The following is a 15,304-nucleotide window of genomic DNA, read 5'->3' on the forward strand; positions in this document are numbered from 1 at the left end:
ACCCCTGTGCACGGGTGGCAGCGGTCGATACGCCGCGTGCGCGTCGTGCGGCCGTGGTGGCGGGCTACATCGATCTGGCATCTCGATAGCGGTTCGACCCACATGTCGCGACCGGACCAGACGACCGCTCCTCACGCCCTCTGCCCGGATTCCGTGGCGTTCGTTGCCTGCGAAGTGATGGTGCCACTCGCGGCCGACGGTGTGTTCGATGCGCTGCGCAACCTCGCGTGCATGGTGGACTGGTGGCCTGGCGCTCGCGAGATGGTCGCGCTGCCACCGGGCGCTTATGCGGCCGGTGACGTCGCCCTGCTGCGGTGCGACTGCGGCGACATCGTCGTGTATGTGATCGCCTTCAAAGCGGGTCGTCGCATCGTGCTCAGTCTGCAACACGAGTGCAGAAAGCGCTGGTTGGTCGATCTGCGCGTGCGCACCTGTGGCGTCGGCTGTACCGTCCGCCTTTCGATCGAAGCGCTCCGCGCGCCCGGCTGGCTCGGCGCCCACCTTCAGGGCATGAGGCTCGGCAGAGTATGCCGCACGGCGATCGAACAACTGGGCCGTCACCTGGGCAAGATGCAGGACGGTTCGAGGATCTACGTGCCGGTGCCCCGTAGCTGAGCCGAGAACGCTGCGATGACCTGCGCCAGCACGCTGATCGCAAGTTCCTCCGGCGTCTCGGCGCCGATCGGCAGGCCGACCGGGGCGTGGATGCGGGCGCACAAGTCGCCGAGTTCGGGCAGTGCCTTGAACACCTGGCGGATGCGTTTGCGGCTGCCCATCATGCCGATGTAGAGCGGAGGACGAGCGGCGAGCAGCGGCAGCAAGGCGACGTCGCTTCGCCAGTCGCGGTTCTGCAGCACGGCGGCGACGCGGCGTTCGCTGTCGAGCAGCGCCGGGAGGGCGGCACGCTCGCGATGGCAGGTGGCACCGACCCATGCCGATGGGTCGTAGCCGTCGCTACGATCGTCGAGCACATGCAGGTCGTAGCCGAGTGGCAGCGCGGCCCGGCACAGCGCCAGGCCGCAGTGGCCGGCGCCGAGGATCAGCAGACGTGGTGCGGGCTCGAGCGTGAGCGTGGCGTCCGCACCGAGTGTGTCGGCATCCAGGATCACGCGACGCCCTGCGGCGAGCGAGTCCGCAATGGCAATGGCGCGGATGCGATCGGCAGCGCCCTGACAGCGGCGTAGTGCGATCTGCATCGAACCGCCGCACACGCCATGCGCACCATCGCGACCGGTCAGGTCGATGGCCACGGCTGCGTTGTCGCGACCGCTCGACAGCAACGCGCGCGCGGCGGCGATGGTGTGCAGCTCCAGGCGCCCGCCGCCGACGCTGCCGTCGATGCGGGATTCCGTCACCAGCATCTGCGCGCCGCCATGCCGCGGCGAAGCGCCACGCGTGGCAAGCACGCTCGCGAGCACGACCGATTCAGCGGCCAGCCACTCGGCCAGCGTCGAGAACAGGCGCTGGCTCACGGAAGAGCACCCCACCCCAACCCTCCCCTCCGCGCTGCGCGCGCAAGGGAGGGAGTAGAAGCGGCGCTGTTCTCATCCCCTTTGCGCAGCAAGGGGGAGGTTGGGAGGGGGTCGCTCTGCAGCGGCTTCACTGCCTGCGCACCCGCTGAATCGCGCGATAGATCGCCTCCGGCGTGCTCGGCGCCGCGAGTTCGACCACGCGCGCATCACCGAATGCGGCCACCGCGTCGCGGATCGCCTCGCGCACCGCAATCGCGAGCATCAGCGGCGGTTCGCCGACACCCTTGCTGTGGAAGATCACGTTCGTGCCCGGTGGCTTGCTGCGCTTGAACAAGTTCACGCGGAAGTCGTCAGGCACGTCGCCGACGGTCGGGATCTTGTAGGTGCTAGGTGCATCGGTGAGCAGCCGCCCCTGCGCGTTCCAGCGCAGATCCTCGCTGGTCAGCCAGCCCATGCCCTGGACGAAGCCGCCCTCGATCTGGCCAAGGTCGATCAGCTCGGCGATCGAGTCGCCGACATCGTGCAGCAGATCGGCCCGGCGCAGGCGGTGCACGCCGGTCAGGCCGCAGACCTCGACCTCGCAGACCGCGGCACCAAACGCGAAGTAGTAGAACGGATGGCCGCGCCCGAGTTTGGGGTCCCAGCTCAAGCCCGGCGTGCGGTAGTAGCCGGTTGCGGCCAGGCTGATGCGGGCGTTGTAGGTCGCGCGTACGACTTCGTCGAAACCGAGACTGCGTTCGGGCGTTGCGCGCAGGAACACGCGGTCGTCGGCGAACCTCACGTCTTCGGCGCCACCGCCGAGCGACGCGGCTGCAATCGGCGCCATCCGCGCCAGCAGGGTGTCGCAGGCGGCCTTGACCGCCTGGCCGTTCAGATCCGAGCCGCTGCTCGCGGCGGTGGCCGAGGTATTCGGCACCTTGTCGGTGCTGGTGACCATGATCTGGATGCGCAACTGCGAGATGCCGAGCGTGCGCGCGGCGACCGCGAGCATCTTGGTGTGCAGGCCCTGGCCCATCTCGGTGCCGCCGTGGTTCAGCTGCACGCTGCCGTCGCTGTAGATCAGCACCAAAGCGCCGGCCTGGTTGTATTCGGTCTTGTTGAACGAGATGCCGAACTTCACCGGCGTGATCGCGAGCCCGCGCTTGCGTTGCGGGTGTTCGCGATTGAATGCATCAAGTTGGGCGCGGCGCAGGTCATAGGCGCTCGACGCACGCAGCTGCGCCCACAACTCGGGCAGGTGATTGTCGACCACCGGCTGGCCGTAGTGGGTCTGGTTGCGATCGGGCGTGGCGCCTTCGCGATAGAAATTGCGCTCGCGCACCTGGTCGACCGGCAACCTGAGGAAACGCGCAACGCGATCGAGCATCTCCTCGCCGACGACCATGCCCTGCGGACCGCCAAAACCGCGGAACGCCGTGTTCGAGGCGAGATGGGTCTTGGCGATGCGGCCAACAACCTCGATGTGCGGGATGAAGTAGGCATTGTCGACATGCACCATCGCGCGCATCAGCACCGGCGGGCTGAGGTCGACGCTCCAGCCGCCATCGGCGACCAGGTCGATGCGCGCGGCCTGCAGCAGACCATCGTCATCGAAGCCGACCTCGAAGCGCGCCAAGAACGGATGGCGCTTGCCGGTCAGTTGCATGTCCAGCGCGCGATGCAGTTTCACTCGTGCCGGCCGGCCGGTCTTCCACGCCGCCAGCGCCGCGACCGCGGCGAAAGGATTGGCCTGGGTCTCCTTGCCGCCGAAGCCGCCACCCATGCGCAGGCAGCGACAGACGACCCGATGCGAGGCGATGCCGAGCACCTGCGCGACCATGTGCTGGGTCTCGCTCGGATGCTGGGTCGAGGACACCAGTTGCACCAGGCCTTCGCTGTCGATGCTGGCCCAGCAGGCCTGGGTCTCGAGATAGAAATGCTCCTGGCCGCCGACCATCAGCTCGCCATGCAGGCGGTGTGTGGCCGCGGCGAGGCCAGCACTGACATCGCCGCGTTCGACCCGCGCCGGTGGCAAGTGGAAGGATCCGGCCGCGATCGCTGCGTGCACGTCGAGCAGGGCCGGCAGCGCCTCGTAGTCGACCTTGACCCGCCGGGCCGCGGCCATCGCCTGCACTTCGTTGTCGGCCACGACCCAGGCCACGGCCTGGCCGTGGAAACTGACGCGATCGGCCGGCATCACCGGCTCGTCATGCACGATCGGGCCGAGGTCATTGGTGCCGGGAACATCGGCCGCGGTCAGCACCGCATGCACGCCGGGCATGACACGCGCGGCATCGGTGTCGATGGCGAGGATGCGCGCATGCGCGTGCGGCGCCTGCACCGGATACAGACTCAGCAGGCCTTCTGGCGGATGTTGCTCGTCGGCATAGCTCGCGCGGCCACTGACATGGCCGATGGCGGACTCGTGCGCCGTCGCCTTGCTCATGCCAGCTTCTCCGCGACGAACTTCACCAACAGGTTGCCGACCAACGCGCGGCGATAGTCGGCGTCGGCGCGATGGTCGCTGAGCGGCGTGAATTCCTCGACGAGCGATGCGCGCGCCTGTTCGACCATGGCGTCGCCGAGCACCTGGCCGTGCAGCTGGGATTCCGTGCGGGTGGCGCGGCGCGGGATCGCGGCGACGCCGCCATAAGCGAGGCGCACCTGCTGCACGCGGCGCTCGCCATCGAGCGCCATCGCGAAGCTGGCGGCGACGATGCTGATGTCGTCGGTCTGTCGTTTCGCGACCTTGTACGAGGCGGTGACCAGCTCGGCGCGACGCGGCAGCGTGACCGCGACAATCAGTTCATTTTCGGCGCGCGCGGTCTTGCGGTAGTCGAGGAAGAACGCGGCTGCCGGCACGTCGCGCGCGCCGTTCGGCCCGAGCAGGTGGATGTCGCCGTCGAGCGCGAGCAGGATCGGTGCCAGGTCGCCGATCGGCGAGGCCGAGCCGAGCCCGCCGCCGAAGGTCGCGCGGTTCTTGACCTGCTTCGCGGCGAACCACGGCAACATGTCGTCGAGCAGCGGAAACATCCCGGCCAGTTCCTGTTCGAGTCGCGACAGCGGCACACCGGCACCGATGCGCACCGCGTGGTCATGGACCTCGAGCTGCTGCAATTCGGCGATGCGATCGAGTGCGATGAAGGCCGGCGCGACCAGCTGGCCGCGACTCAGGTTCACGCCGAGATCGGTCGCCCCGGCGATCCAGCTCGCTGCTGGATGTTGCTGCCTCAGTGCCAGCGCTTCGGCCAACGTGGCCGGGTTGTGAAAAGAACCGAGCACGCTCGTCGTCAGTGCGACACGCGGCTCGGCGAGCGCGTGATGGAAACGATCCTCGACCACCGGTAGTGCCGCGAGTCGCCTGGCTGCATCGCGGATCGGCCGATAACCGGTGCAGCGGCAGAGATTGCCCTCGATGCAGTGGTCCGAGAGATCGCGCTCGTGCTGGCCGCAGAACAGGCTCATCACGAACCCCGGCGTGCAATACCCGCATTGCGAGCCCGCGCCCTCGACCAGCACCTGCTGGGCCGGATGCAGACGCTCACCCTCGGCCAGCGACTCGACCGTGACCACTTCGCGACCGGGCAGGGCACCCACCGGCAACAGGCAACTGTTCACCGCGCGATAGTGCGCGCGGCCAGCCGCGTCCGTCTCGACCATCGCGACCGTACACGCGCCGCAGTCACCATCCCCGCAGCCCTCCTTCGTTCCCGTCATCCGCCGCGCATGCAACCAGCGCAATAGCGACTGGGTCGGCTCGGCGCCCGCAAGATCCACCGGCGCCCCGTTCAAGCTGAAACTCGTGTTCGATGTCATCCGCGAAGATTAGCGCAGCACCGCAAGTCTGGCCGCTGTCCGCGCTTTGATGCAGACTCGGCGGCCAGCATCAGGAGTGACCATGTCCAGCGATCTTGCCGAGTTCATCCGCGGCCTGCCCAAGGCCGAGCTGCATATCCATATCGAGGGTTCGCTGGAGCCGGATTTGATCTTCGCGTTGGCCAGCCGCAATGGCGTGCAGCTCGCGTACCCGAACGTCGAGGCGCTGCGTGCGGCGTATGCGTTCACGAACCTGCAGAGTTTTCTCGACATCTACTACGCCGGTGCGTCGGTGCTGATCACCGAGCAGGACTTCCACGACATGGCCTGGGCCTATTTCGAGCGCGCCCATGCCGACAGCGTCATCCATGCCGAACTGTTCTTCGATCCGCAGACGCATACCGAGCGTGGCGTCGACATCGGCGTGGTGATTCGCGGTCTGAAGCGCGCCTGCGCCGCCGCCGAGACGAAGCTCGGCATCCGCGCGCGCCTGATCCTTTGTTTCCTGCGCCACTTGAGCGAAGAAGCGGCGATGCAGACGCTGGAAGCAGCGAAGCCGCATCTCGCCGATCTCATCGGCGTTGGCCTCGATTCCAGCGAAGTCGGCCATCCGCCGGAGAAGTTCGCGCGCGTGTTCGCGATGGCGCGCGAGCTCGGCCTGCACGTGGTCGCGCATGCCGGCGAGGAAGGCCCGCCCGAATACATCTGGAGTGCGCTCGACGTGCTCCAGGTCGAACGCATCGACCACGGCGTGCGCTCGCTGCAGGACGAACGCCTGATGCAGCGACTGATCGCGATCGGCATGGCGCTGACCGTGTGCCCGCTGTCGAACATCAAGCTGTGCGTGTTCCAGCAGCTCGGCGAACACAACCTCAAGCGCATGCTCGAACGCGGCGTGCGGGTGACCATCAATTCCGATGATCCGGCCTATTTCGGCGGCTACATCAATCAAAACTACCGAGAGACTGCGGCGGCGCTCGGCCTCGGTCGCGATCAGCTGATCCAGCTCGCGCGCAACAGTCTCGAAGCGGCGTTCACCAGTGTCGCGGAACGCCGTGCCGATCTCGCTAAACTGGCGACTTACTGCACGAAGGCATGACCGCCATGGGCAAGCTCACCACCCACGTCCTCGACACTGCGCACGGCAAGCCGGGCGCCGGCATCGCGGTCGCGCTGTACCGGATGAACGGCTACGAGCGCGAGTTCGTGGCCGGCCACACCACCAATGCCGATGGCCGCTGCGACCAGCCGCTGCTCGATGGCATGGCGATCCAGACCGGCGTCTACGAACTCGATTTTGCGATCGGCGACTACTTCGCACGCATGGGCGTGAAGATGGCCGAGCCGCGTTTCATCGACGTGGTCGTGGTCCGCTTCGGCATCAACGACGCCAAGGCGCACTACCACGTGCCCCTGCTCGCCTCGCCTTACGGCTACAGCACCTACCGCGGCAGTTGAGCGCGTCGATGCTCGCTTTCTGGACCGAGGCCGCGGCCTTCCTGTTGCGCTGGCTGCACGTGGTTGCGGCGATCGCTTGGATCGGCGAATCGTTCTACTTCGTCGCGCTCGACCGCGGACTGAAACCGCCGAAGACGGGCGCGCAAGGGCTGTTCGGCGAGTCGTGGTCGGTGCACGGCGGCGGCTTCTATCGGAAGCAGAAGTTCCTGCCGGCGCCGGCCGAGTTGCCGGCGGAACTGCACTGGTCGAAGTGGAAGTCTTACACCACGTGGTTGTCCGGCTTCGGCCTGCTCGCGCTCACCTACCTGCTCTCGCCCGAGTTGTATCTGGTCGATCGCACCGTCGCCGATCTCTCGGGCAGCGCCGCGGTGATCGCGGCGATCGTGTTCCTGGTGCTGACCTGGTTCCTGTACGACCTGATGTGCAAGGTGGTCGGCTTCCGCGACCGCCTGCTCGGCGTTCTGGTCGGGCTGCTGACACTCGCCCTGTGTTACGTCGCGACGCAGCTGTTCGCCGGGCGCGCGGCCTTCCTGCTGGTCGGTGCGGCGCTGGCGACGATCATGTCGGCGAATGTGTTCTTCGTGATCATCCCCGGCCAGAAGCGCATGGTCGCCGCGCTCGCCGCCGGCGAGGCGCCGAACCCGCTCGACGGCAGCCGCGGCAAGCAACGCTCGGTGCACAACACCTACTTCACCCTGCCGGTGGTGTTCGCGATGCTGAGCACGCATTACGGCACCGCCTATGCGCACGAGCACAACTGGATCGTGCTGGCGGTGGCGATGGCGTCGGCGGCGATGATCCGCCAGTTCTTCGTGCTCTGGCACAGTGGCGAACGCGCGTGGCGCCTGCTCGCGGCCGGTGCACTGGTGCTGCTCGGCCTGCTGTTCTGGCTGGCACCGAGCCCGCACAGTGACGCTGCAGTGACCACAGTTGAAGCGCTGTCGCCGGCGAACGGTGCGCAGATGCCCGATGGTTCGCCGTCACCCACCCTCGTGTTGCCCGATGCATTCGGCGCAACGCCGGATACCGCCGCCATCCAGCCGATCATCAACAGGCACTGCATCGCCTGTCACTCCGCCCGCCCGACCCTGATGGCCAGCGCCCCGAAAGGCGCGCTGCTCGATACCCCCGAACGCATCGAGCTGCACGCGGTACTCGTGCACAAGCAAGTCGTCGAACTGAAGATCATGCCCCCCGGCAACATGACCCAGATGACCGACGCCGAACGCGCCGCGATCGCGCGCTGGTTTGCCGACAGATCCTCACGAATGTAGGTCGGCTCAAGCGCCGCGCAGCGGCGTGGAGCCGACCCGCGAACGTCGTCGGTAGCGTTGCACGCCCCGCGAGGCAGGCGCAGAATCACACTCCCTTGAGGATTCGCCCATGCGCTCCTATTCCGCCGTGATCGAACGCTGCCCCGAGACCGGACTCTACGTCGGATTCGTGCCGGGTTTCCCCGGCGCCCACTCGCAGGGCGAGACGCTCGAGGAACTGGATGCCAACTTGCGCGAAGTCATCTCGATGCTGCTCGAGGACGGCGAGCCGCTGATCGAGACGGAGTTCGTCGGGATTCGCCAGGTGGCTGTGTCCTGAATCATGGGACGCGCGCCGGTGCTCAAACCCGGTGAAGTGTCTGCGCGCTTGCTCGCCCTCGGTTTTGTTCTGGTCCGACAACGCGGCTCGCATCAGCAGTTTCGACATGCCGACGGGCGCGGCACCACCGTTCCGATGCACGCCGGCCGCGATATCTCACCGCCCTTGCTGCGACAGATTTGCAAGGCCATCGGCATCGAGGTCGACGTCTTCATCGCGTTGCGTTGAAGCCACGAATGTAGGTCGGCTCAAGCGCCGCGCAGCGGCGTGGAGCCGACGTGGCCATGCGTCAGCGCCGAAACCCCGGCGGCCAACCGACACGCCCCAGAATGTAGCGGGCGACATAGACGATCGGCAGTCCCACCAGGCACAGGTGTACGAGCAGGCCCTCGACAACGTCCCCGAGTCCATGCGGCAGCGAAAACGGCGCCGCCGACAGCGGCACGATCACCGCTTGCATCAACACGTAGACGGCGATGCCGAGCAACACGCCATGGCGCAGCGGTTGTTGCACCAGCGCCGGCCGGCGCATGCAGGCATCGACGAAAGCCGCCGCGAATACGAACAGGATGCCGTAGTGCGAGACCACGCCGAGCGCAGCGCTGACGAGACCGCCGTCGTACGCCGCCCGGCCCTGCCAGCCGCTCGCGATCGACTGCAGCATGCGCAGCGGCGCCCGACCCGCAGACACGGTGCCGTAGATCGCGTAGCCCAAATCCAACGTGCCCGCGACCAACGCACCGAACCACGCCGCGCGCAGCCGCCACGCCCAGCTGGGACGCAGGCTGAGGCGGCTGAGCGGGTCACGCATCATGCAGGCCAAGCCTCGCAGCAGTGTTTTGCCATCGGTCGGCCGTCCATCGGGGAAGTTTCAAGCGATTTCGATGATGCCGATATCGTCTTGCTGCAACCCAGCGATCACCCGCTCGGCGGCTCTCGACAATGCATCGAGTACGCGCTGGTTGTCGGCGTTGCCGAGACGCAGGACGATCAGTTTCGGCGGAAAACCACGCAGGACTTGCAGGTCCTTGAAGTCTTCATCCTTGCTGACCAACACAAGTTCATGTTGCCTTGCGAATTCCCAAAGCTGCAAGTCGCTGCTGCGCTCCAGTCCGAGCAGCGCCACCTGGGTCGTGCCGGGGAAGTCCGCCTGAAGCGCCGGCACCAGGCGTCGCGACAGGTTCTCGTCGAGCAGCGGCTTCACGCCGCCGCCTTCACCCACGCCACGCTCTGTTCGCGTGCCGCTGCCCAAGCGAGGCAGGCGAGGATGTCGTCCCGACTGAGTTCAGGGTAGTCGCGCACGATGTCCTCGGTCGTCATGCCCGAGGTCAGCCAACCCAGGACGTCCTGCACGGTGATGCGCAGCCCGCGCACGCAAGGCTTGCCGCCGCGCTTGTCGGCCTGCAGCGTGATGTGTTGTCGGTAATCGAGCATGGTCGTCCACCAAATTTCCGGGCGGACCCATTCAAGCGCTGCGTCGCGCCACCGTCAACTCGTTTCGCCGGCGAGCGGCAGCTGCAGCGACGCCAATGGCATGATCCACCACGTCTGCACGAGATTGATCTCGTCGCAGTTCGCGCCTTCGCCGCCGCGGTCGATGATGACGAAATCGCTGACGGTGTCGAGCGCGATCAGCGGGTGGTGCCAGGTGCCGGCGTGGTAGTTGACGCCTTCGCCGTGCGCGGCGCGGAAGCAGCGTGGCGGATGTTGTGGTGATTCGGCCACGACGATCAGGTACGGCGTGCGCGACAGCGGGATGAAGGCCTGCGAGCCGAGCGGGTGGCGTTCGAGCAGGGTCACCGCGAACGGCAACGGACGCGGTTCGGCGCGTGCGAGGCTGATCAGGGCGTGGCCTTCGCCCACGTCGACGCGGACCAGTGCATGGTGGCGCTGGGTGGTGCCGTTGTTGATCGGGAAGATCTCGCGCGCAGCTTCGAAGCTGATGACCTCGCCGAACGGCGCGAACGCCTCGGGTGTCAGCGGCTCGATCTGCAGTCGCGGTTCACTCATGCGACGCGACCGCGCAGACGCAGGCGCGAGACGCCGCCGTCCGGGAAGATGTTGAAGCGCACGTGGGTGACCGGCGCACGCAGCACGATTTCGTCGCGGTAATGGTGCTGGTGGTCCATCTGCAGCTTCTGCTCGGGCAGCAGGATCGACCAGAACATCGACTGCGTGACCATCGACTCGACGGTGCCACCGGGCGCGCGCGTGGCCTGGATCGAGCAGCGGTCCGGGTAGTTGCCCTTGAAGTGGCAGGTATCGACTTCGATCGCCTCGATCACGCCGGCTTGCCCGAGCTCGAGGATGCACCAGTCGTTTCCGGGCTCGCGTCGACGCCGCGTTTCCCAGCCATCACCCATGTTCACGCCGCGACCCGGGATCAGCAGGTTCGACGCTAGACCGAAATGCTGGTTGTTGGTGGCGACCACGGTGCCGCCGTTCAACGCGGCGATAAGGTCGATCAAGCCGTCCGCTTCCGGTTGCGCCAGTTCGGGATCCGCCATTCCGTAGATGCGAAGACGCGCCAACCCGCCGTCGGGAAAGAGGTTCACCCGAAGGTGAGACATCAGCTGGCACCCATCCTGAGCGAAATAGTGGTGCGCGTTGCCAGTCAGGTTGACGGGGGCGAGCAACTCGAACCAATCGGTTTCTTCGTCGGGCGTCGCGTCGCCGATATTGCAGAACTCGATCGACGCAGCGGGCGGGAAGTTGCCGGTGAAATGGCTGGTATCCAGGTCGATGCCGAAAACGATGCCCGGTCGCGCCAAGCGCACGATGCACCAGTCATGCCCGGCCACGCGCTTGCGCCGGCTCTCCCAACCGTCCATCCATTTGCCGTTGCTGTCGTACTTGCCGGGAATGAACACCGCCGGCTCCGGATGGAGCATGCGCCCCATCTCGGCGAAGAAGTCGTCGCTGCAACTGAGCGCCTTCGCACCCAGGCGTGCATCGGCAAGATTGACGTAGCGACGGGTGAAGTCGGGAGCGTTCGGATCGAGTTGCGGCAGGGCCATGTCGGATTCGCATCGGTTCGCAAGAAGGCCTCGATGTTAGCGCGCCCGCCCATGCCGTCTGTAGGAGCGCCGGCCACGGCGCGATGCTCTTGCCCACGCCGCGATGCTTCGCCACGGCGCGATGCTCTTCGCCATCGCGCGATAGCGCCCCGATCACCCCCCCAACATTGCCTCCAACCGAAACCGCGCGATGCGTTCGATCTGCCGCAGCGCCTCGGCAATCTCGGCCTCGCGTTCATGGCCGACGCGCGCGCGCATGTTCGCGATGATCGAAGTCCGCGTGTGTCCCTTCACCGCCAGGATGAACGGAAACCCGAAGCGCGCGTCGTATTCGCCATTCAACTGCGTGATCGCGGCGAACTCCTCGGGCGAGCACTGGTCGAGCCCGGCGCCGCGTTGTTCGTTCGTCGAGGCCTCGGTCAGCTCACCGCGCACCGCGGCCTTGCCGGCCAGTTGCGGATGGGCACGGATCAGGGCCAGTTGCAGCTCGGGTCCGGCGCCCTGCACTGCCGCGCACATCGCCGCGTGCAGGGCATCGCGCGACGCGAACGGCCGCTGTGCCAGCACGCGCTCGGCCACCCACGGCGAATGCTCGAAGATCCCCGCCAACGCCGCCACGAACGCTTCCGGCGTCGCTTGATTCAATGTCTTGATGGCCATCGTCATGTCGCCGCCACGAACGGATGCACGCGCTTCCAATGGTCGGCGATGTCGATGCGCCGGCAGATCCAGACGCGGTCATGGCGCTCGATATGGTCGAGGAAGCGTTGCAGCGCGAGGATGCGACCGGGGCGCCCGAGCAGGCGGCAGTGCATGCCGATCGACATCATGCGCGGTGTCTCCGCGCCTTCGCGATAGAGCACGTCGAAGCTGTCGCGCAGGTACTCGAAGAAATGGTTCGCGGTATTGAAACCCTGCGGGGTCGCGAAACGCATGTCGTTGGCGTCGAGCGTGTACGGCACGATCAGGTGCGGGCGGCGCGAGCCATCGGAGACCTCGACCTCGGTCCAGAACGGCAGGTCGTCGCCGTAGTAGTCGCTGTCGTACTCGAAGCCGCCGTGCTCGACGATCAGCCGGCGCGTGTTCGGTGAATCGCGGCCGGTGTACCAGCCGAGCGGTGCTTCGCCGGTCAGCTCGCGCTGGATCGCGATCGCGCGCAGCAGGTGTTCCCGCTCCACGTCCTCGGGGATGTTCTGGTAGTGGATCCAGCGCCAGCCATGCGACGCGATCTCGTGGCCGACTTCGGTGCAGGCCTGCACGAATTCGGGATGGCGCTGCATCGCCATCGCGACCCCGAACACGGTCAATGGCAGTGCGCGTTTCTCGAACTCGCGCAGGATGCGCCAGCCGCCGACGCGCGAACCGTATTCGTAGATCGACTCCATGCTCAGGTGCCGGTCCGGATAACTGGCGGCGCCGATGATCTCGGACAGGAACTGCTCGGAACCGCCGTCGCCATGCAGCACGCAGTTCTCGCCACCCTCTTCGTAATTCAGCACGAACTGCACGGCGATGCGCGCACCGCCCGGCCATTGCGCCTGCGGCGGGTTGCGGCCGTAGCCGATCAGGTCACGCGGGTAGGGGGACTGGGTCATCGCGCTAGTGTCGCGATCGTGCAGGTTCTGGCAAGCGATTAATCCAGCGCCACCGGATCCACGTCCAGCGACCAGCGAATACGCCGCGCCAACGGGTGGGCATAGAGCGTCGGCAGCAGGGCGTCGAGCGCGGTGTGCAGAGTGCTGCGTTGGCTGGCTTCGAGCAGGAGTTGGGCGCGCTCGTAGCCGGCGCGGCGCGCGTGTGGTGCCGGCAGCGGGCCGGCCACCAGCACGCCGCGGTCGCCGACCTGTTGCGCGGCGTCGCGCAGGAATTGTTCGACCTGGCTGCGCTCGCGCGCTTCGGCACGCAGCAGCGCCTGCGCCGAGAATGGCGGCAGTGCCAGCGCCTCGCGCAACGCGAGCTCGTCGCGGGCGAAGGCCGGGTAGCCGCCGTGGAGCAGAGTGCGGAACAGGGCGTGCTCGGGATGGTGGGTCTGGATCAGCACGTGCCCGCGGCGTGCGCCGCGCCCGGCACGACCAGCGACCTGGATGATCAGCTGCGCCAGACGCTCGCTGGCGCGCGGGTCGGCGCTGTATAGCCCGCCGTCGGCATCCACGATCACGGCGAGCGTGACGCCGTGCAGGTCGTGACCCTTGGCCAGCATCTGGGTGCCGACCAGGATGCACGGCTCACCGCTGTGTGCGCGCGCCAGCACCTGCTCGAACTGGTCTGCCGAGCGCGCGCTGTCGCGGTCGAGGCGCAATACCGGTGCACCGGGAAAGCGCTGCGACAGGGCCGATTCCAGGCGCTCGGTGCCCACGCCGACCGGGGTCAAACCGTTTCCCTGGCAGGCCGGGCACTGGCTCGGCACCGAGCGCTCGCGACCGCAGTGGTGGCAGACCATGCGCGCCCGCCCGCGATGCAGGGTGTAGGGGCGCTCGCAGCGATCGCAGTCGCCGTGCCAGCCGCAGTCGATGCAGTGCAGGACCGGCGCGAAGCCGCGGCGGTTGCGAAACACCAGCGCCTGCTCGCCGCGTCCTACGGTCGCCGCGATGGCGGCGAGCACGGCGCGCCCGAGTCCGTCCTGCAGCGGCTCGCGCCGGACATCGAGCACTTCGACGCCGGGGGGCAGTGCGTGCCCGGCGCGGGCATCGAGGCGCAGATGGCGGTAGCGGCCGCGTTCGACATTGGCAAGCGACTCCAGCGCCGGCGTGGCGCTGCCGAGCACGACCGGGATGTCACTGTGCTTGGCACGCACCAGGGCGACGTCGCGGGCGTGGTAGCGAAAGCCCTCGTGTTGCTTGAACGAAGCGTCGTGTTCTTCGTCGATGACGATCAGGCCGAGCCTGGGCAGCGGCGCGAACACGGCCGAGCGCGTGCCGATCACCACCAGCGCCGTGTCGGCGCGGGCGCGCTCGAATGCGCGTGCCCGTGCGCCGTCGGCGAGCCCGGAATGCCAGGCCAGCACCGGCGCCGCCAGGCGCTCGCGAAAACGCGCCAGCGTCTGCGGCGTCAGACCGATCTCGGGCACCAGCACCAGCACTTGCTCGCCGCGCGCCAGCGACTGTTCGATCGCGGCCAGATAGACCTCGGTCTTGCCGCTGCCGGTGATGCCTTCGAGCAGGGTCGTGGCGAATCCGCCCAGGGTCGCCTGGATCGCGGCGACGGCGTCACGCTGCGCCGGATTCAATACCGGCGCCGCGGTGGTGCAGCGCCGCGGCGTGGTGTCGAGCGCCAGCGCTTCGATCAAGCCCAGCCGCTGCAGGCGGCGTCGCGCGGTCGCTGCATTCGGGATCTGTACACGCAGATCGGTCCAGGCGCGCGCGCCTGCGGCCAGGGCGTCATAGAGCGCCGCGGGCGCGCTGCCGACGCGCAGTTGGCTGCGCCGCGCCGAATCGGGTAGCAGGCGCAGCACCAGATCGTGCTGCGCCATCGGCGCATCGTGGCGGTCGCGTACCGGTGCCGGCAGCGCCGTGGCCAGCGCTTCGCCGAGCGGGTAGGCGTAGTAGCGCGCCGCCCACAGCAGCGTGCGCCAGAGCGGCGCTGGAAACACCGCCTGCGGGTCGAACAGCGCGGTCGCAGCGCGCAATTTCGGATTCGCGACCACGCGCGCATGCGCGACCACCACGCCGACCAGCTCGCGCGGCCCGAACGGCACGCGCAGGCGCGCCCCCACGGAAATGGCTGCTGCGGCGACACCGGCGGGCGGCAGGTAATCAAACAGTGCGGGCAGCGGCGCAGGCACGGCGACGCGCAGGATGTCGGGCATGGCGATCGCGGTCGGAAGCCGGATGTGCAGTCTAGCCATTGGCGCCGCGTTGCGTTCCCGCCCGGCGTTTTTCATGGACGTGGCGGGCGCCAGGTGAAATGGTCAGCATTGGTCGAGAAAGTGACGACAAGTTACTGATGTCACGACAGAATCTCTCTTGTCCA

Annotated in this window: 17 protein-coding genes; 6 read left to right on the forward strand and 11 right to left on the reverse strand. The window is 67.5% G+C overall.

The genetic code is table 11. From position 1 onward, the window contains the following. Positions 1-102 precede the first annotated feature (102 nt). Entirely contained in the window at positions 103-615 is a 513-nt protein-coding gene (locus IPG63_05945) for a hypothetical protein (protein ID MBK6726790.1), read from the forward strand. On the opposite strand, the gene IPG63_05950 is transcribed toward IPG63_05945, so the two are convergent. The 3 genes from IPG63_05950 to IPG63_05960 all read right to left on the reverse strand — a co-directional run bounded on the left by IPG63_05950 (position 591) and on the right by IPG63_05960 (position 5,267). Beyond that, a complete protein-coding gene (locus IPG63_05950) occupies positions 591-1,472 on the reverse strand; it encodes an XdhC family protein (protein ID MBK6726791.1) in 882 nt (293 codons plus the stop codon). The genes IPG63_05945 and IPG63_05950 overlap by 25 nt on opposite strands. A gap of 127 nt (positions 1,473-1,599) precedes the next feature. After that, a complete protein-coding gene (gene xdhB, locus IPG63_05955) occupies positions 1,600-3,897 on the reverse strand; it encodes a xanthine dehydrogenase molybdopterin binding subunit (GenBank protein ID MBK6726792.1) in 2,298 nt (765 codons plus the stop codon). Continuing rightward, positions 3,894-5,267 (reverse strand): FAD binding domain-containing protein, encoded by a 1,374-nt coding sequence (locus tag IPG63_05960; protein ID MBK6726793.1) that lies wholly within the window; start codon positions 5,265-5,267, stop codon positions 3,894-3,896. The genes xdhB and IPG63_05960 overlap by 4 nt, the downstream gene beginning before the upstream one ends. Positions 5,268-5,316: 49 nt before the next feature. On the opposite strand from IPG63_05960, the gene IPG63_05965 reads away from it, so the two are divergent. From IPG63_05965 to IPG63_05985, 5 genes are all read left to right on the forward strand, one after another. Continuing rightward, a complete protein-coding gene (locus IPG63_05965; GenBank protein ID MBK6726794.1) occupies positions 5,317-6,366 on the forward strand; it encodes an adenosine deaminase in 1,050 nt (349 codons plus the stop codon). A gap of 5 nt (positions 6,367-6,371) precedes the next feature. Continuing rightward, the gene (gene uraH, locus IPG63_05970; GenBank protein ID MBK6726795.1) at positions 6,372-6,725 is read left to right on the forward strand and encodes a hydroxyisourate hydrolase; all 354 of its coding nucleotides are present in this window, start codon (positions 6,372-6,374) and stop codon (positions 6,723-6,725) included. 8 nt (positions 6,726-6,733) lie between these two features. After that, entirely contained in the window at positions 6,734-7,999 is a 1,266-nt protein-coding gene (locus IPG63_05975) for a urate hydroxylase PuuD (protein ID MBK6726796.1), read from the forward strand. Positions 8,000-8,108: 109 nt separating this feature from the next. Beyond that, the gene (locus IPG63_05980) at positions 8,109-8,318 is read left to right on the forward strand and encodes a type II toxin-antitoxin system HicB family antitoxin (protein ID MBK6726797.1); all 210 of its coding nucleotides are present in this window, start codon (positions 8,109-8,111) and stop codon (positions 8,316-8,318) included. 3 nt (positions 8,319-8,321) lie between these two features. Then, the gene (locus tag IPG63_05985; protein MBK6726798.1) at positions 8,322-8,546 is read left to right on the forward strand and encodes a type II toxin-antitoxin system HicA family toxin; all 225 of its coding nucleotides are present in this window, start codon (positions 8,322-8,324) and stop codon (positions 8,544-8,546) included. 61 nt (positions 8,547-8,607) lie between these two features. Here the strand turns inward: IPG63_05985 and IPG63_05990 are convergent, their stop codons facing one another. From IPG63_05990 to IPG63_06025, 8 genes are all read right to left on the reverse strand, one after another. Then, the gene (locus IPG63_05990; GenBank protein MBK6726799.1) at positions 8,608-9,132 is read right to left on the reverse strand and encodes a hypothetical protein; all 525 of its coding nucleotides are present in this window, start codon (positions 9,130-9,132) and stop codon (positions 8,608-8,610) included. A gap of 57 nt (positions 9,133-9,189) precedes the next feature. After that, on the reverse strand, positions 9,190-9,522 hold the full coding sequence (locus tag IPG63_05995) for a DUF5615 family PIN-like protein (protein ID MBK6726800.1): 333 nt from the start codon (positions 9,520-9,522) through the stop codon (positions 9,190-9,192). Then, positions 9,519-9,752, reverse strand: coding sequence for a DUF433 domain-containing protein (locus IPG63_06000; GenBank protein ID MBK6726801.1), 234 nt, complete (start codon positions 9,750-9,752; stop codon positions 9,519-9,521). Before IPG63_06000 ends, IPG63_05995 begins: the two co-directional genes overlap by 4 nt. A gap of 54 nt (positions 9,753-9,806) precedes the next feature. Further along, positions 9,807-10,328 (reverse strand): ureidoglycolate lyase, encoded by a 522-nt coding sequence (locus tag IPG63_06005; GenBank protein MBK6726802.1) that lies wholly within the window; start codon positions 10,326-10,328, stop codon positions 9,807-9,809. Next, positions 10,325-11,335 (reverse strand): allantoicase, encoded by a 1,011-nt coding sequence (gene alc, locus IPG63_06010; GenBank protein ID MBK6726803.1) that lies wholly within the window; start codon positions 11,333-11,335, stop codon positions 10,325-10,327. Before alc ends, IPG63_06005 begins: the two co-directional genes overlap by 4 nt. Positions 11,336-11,488: 153 nt before the next feature. Beyond that, entirely contained in the window at positions 11,489-12,001 is a 513-nt protein-coding gene (gene uraD, locus IPG63_06015) for a 2-oxo-4-hydroxy-4-carboxy-5-ureidoimidazoline decarboxylase (GenBank protein MBK6726804.1), read from the reverse strand. Then, positions 11,998-12,930 carry an allantoinase PuuE gene (gene puuE, locus IPG63_06020; protein MBK6726805.1) on the reverse strand — a complete coding sequence of 311 codons (933 nt, stop codon included), beginning with the start codon at positions 12,928-12,930 and terminating at the stop codon, positions 11,998-12,000. Before puuE ends, uraD begins: the two co-directional genes overlap by 4 nt. Before the next feature lie 38 nt (positions 12,931-12,968). Then, positions 12,969-15,140, reverse strand: a complete 2,172-nt coding sequence (locus IPG63_06025; protein MBK6726806.1) for a primosomal protein N' — start codon at positions 15,138-15,140, stop codon at positions 12,969-12,971. Positions 15,141-15,304 lie beyond the last annotated feature (164 nt).

The sequence above is a fragment of the Lysobacterales bacterium genome (assembly GCA_016703225.1).
Lineage (GTDB): Bacteria > Pseudomonadota > Gammaproteobacteria > Xanthomonadales > Ahniellaceae > JADKHK01.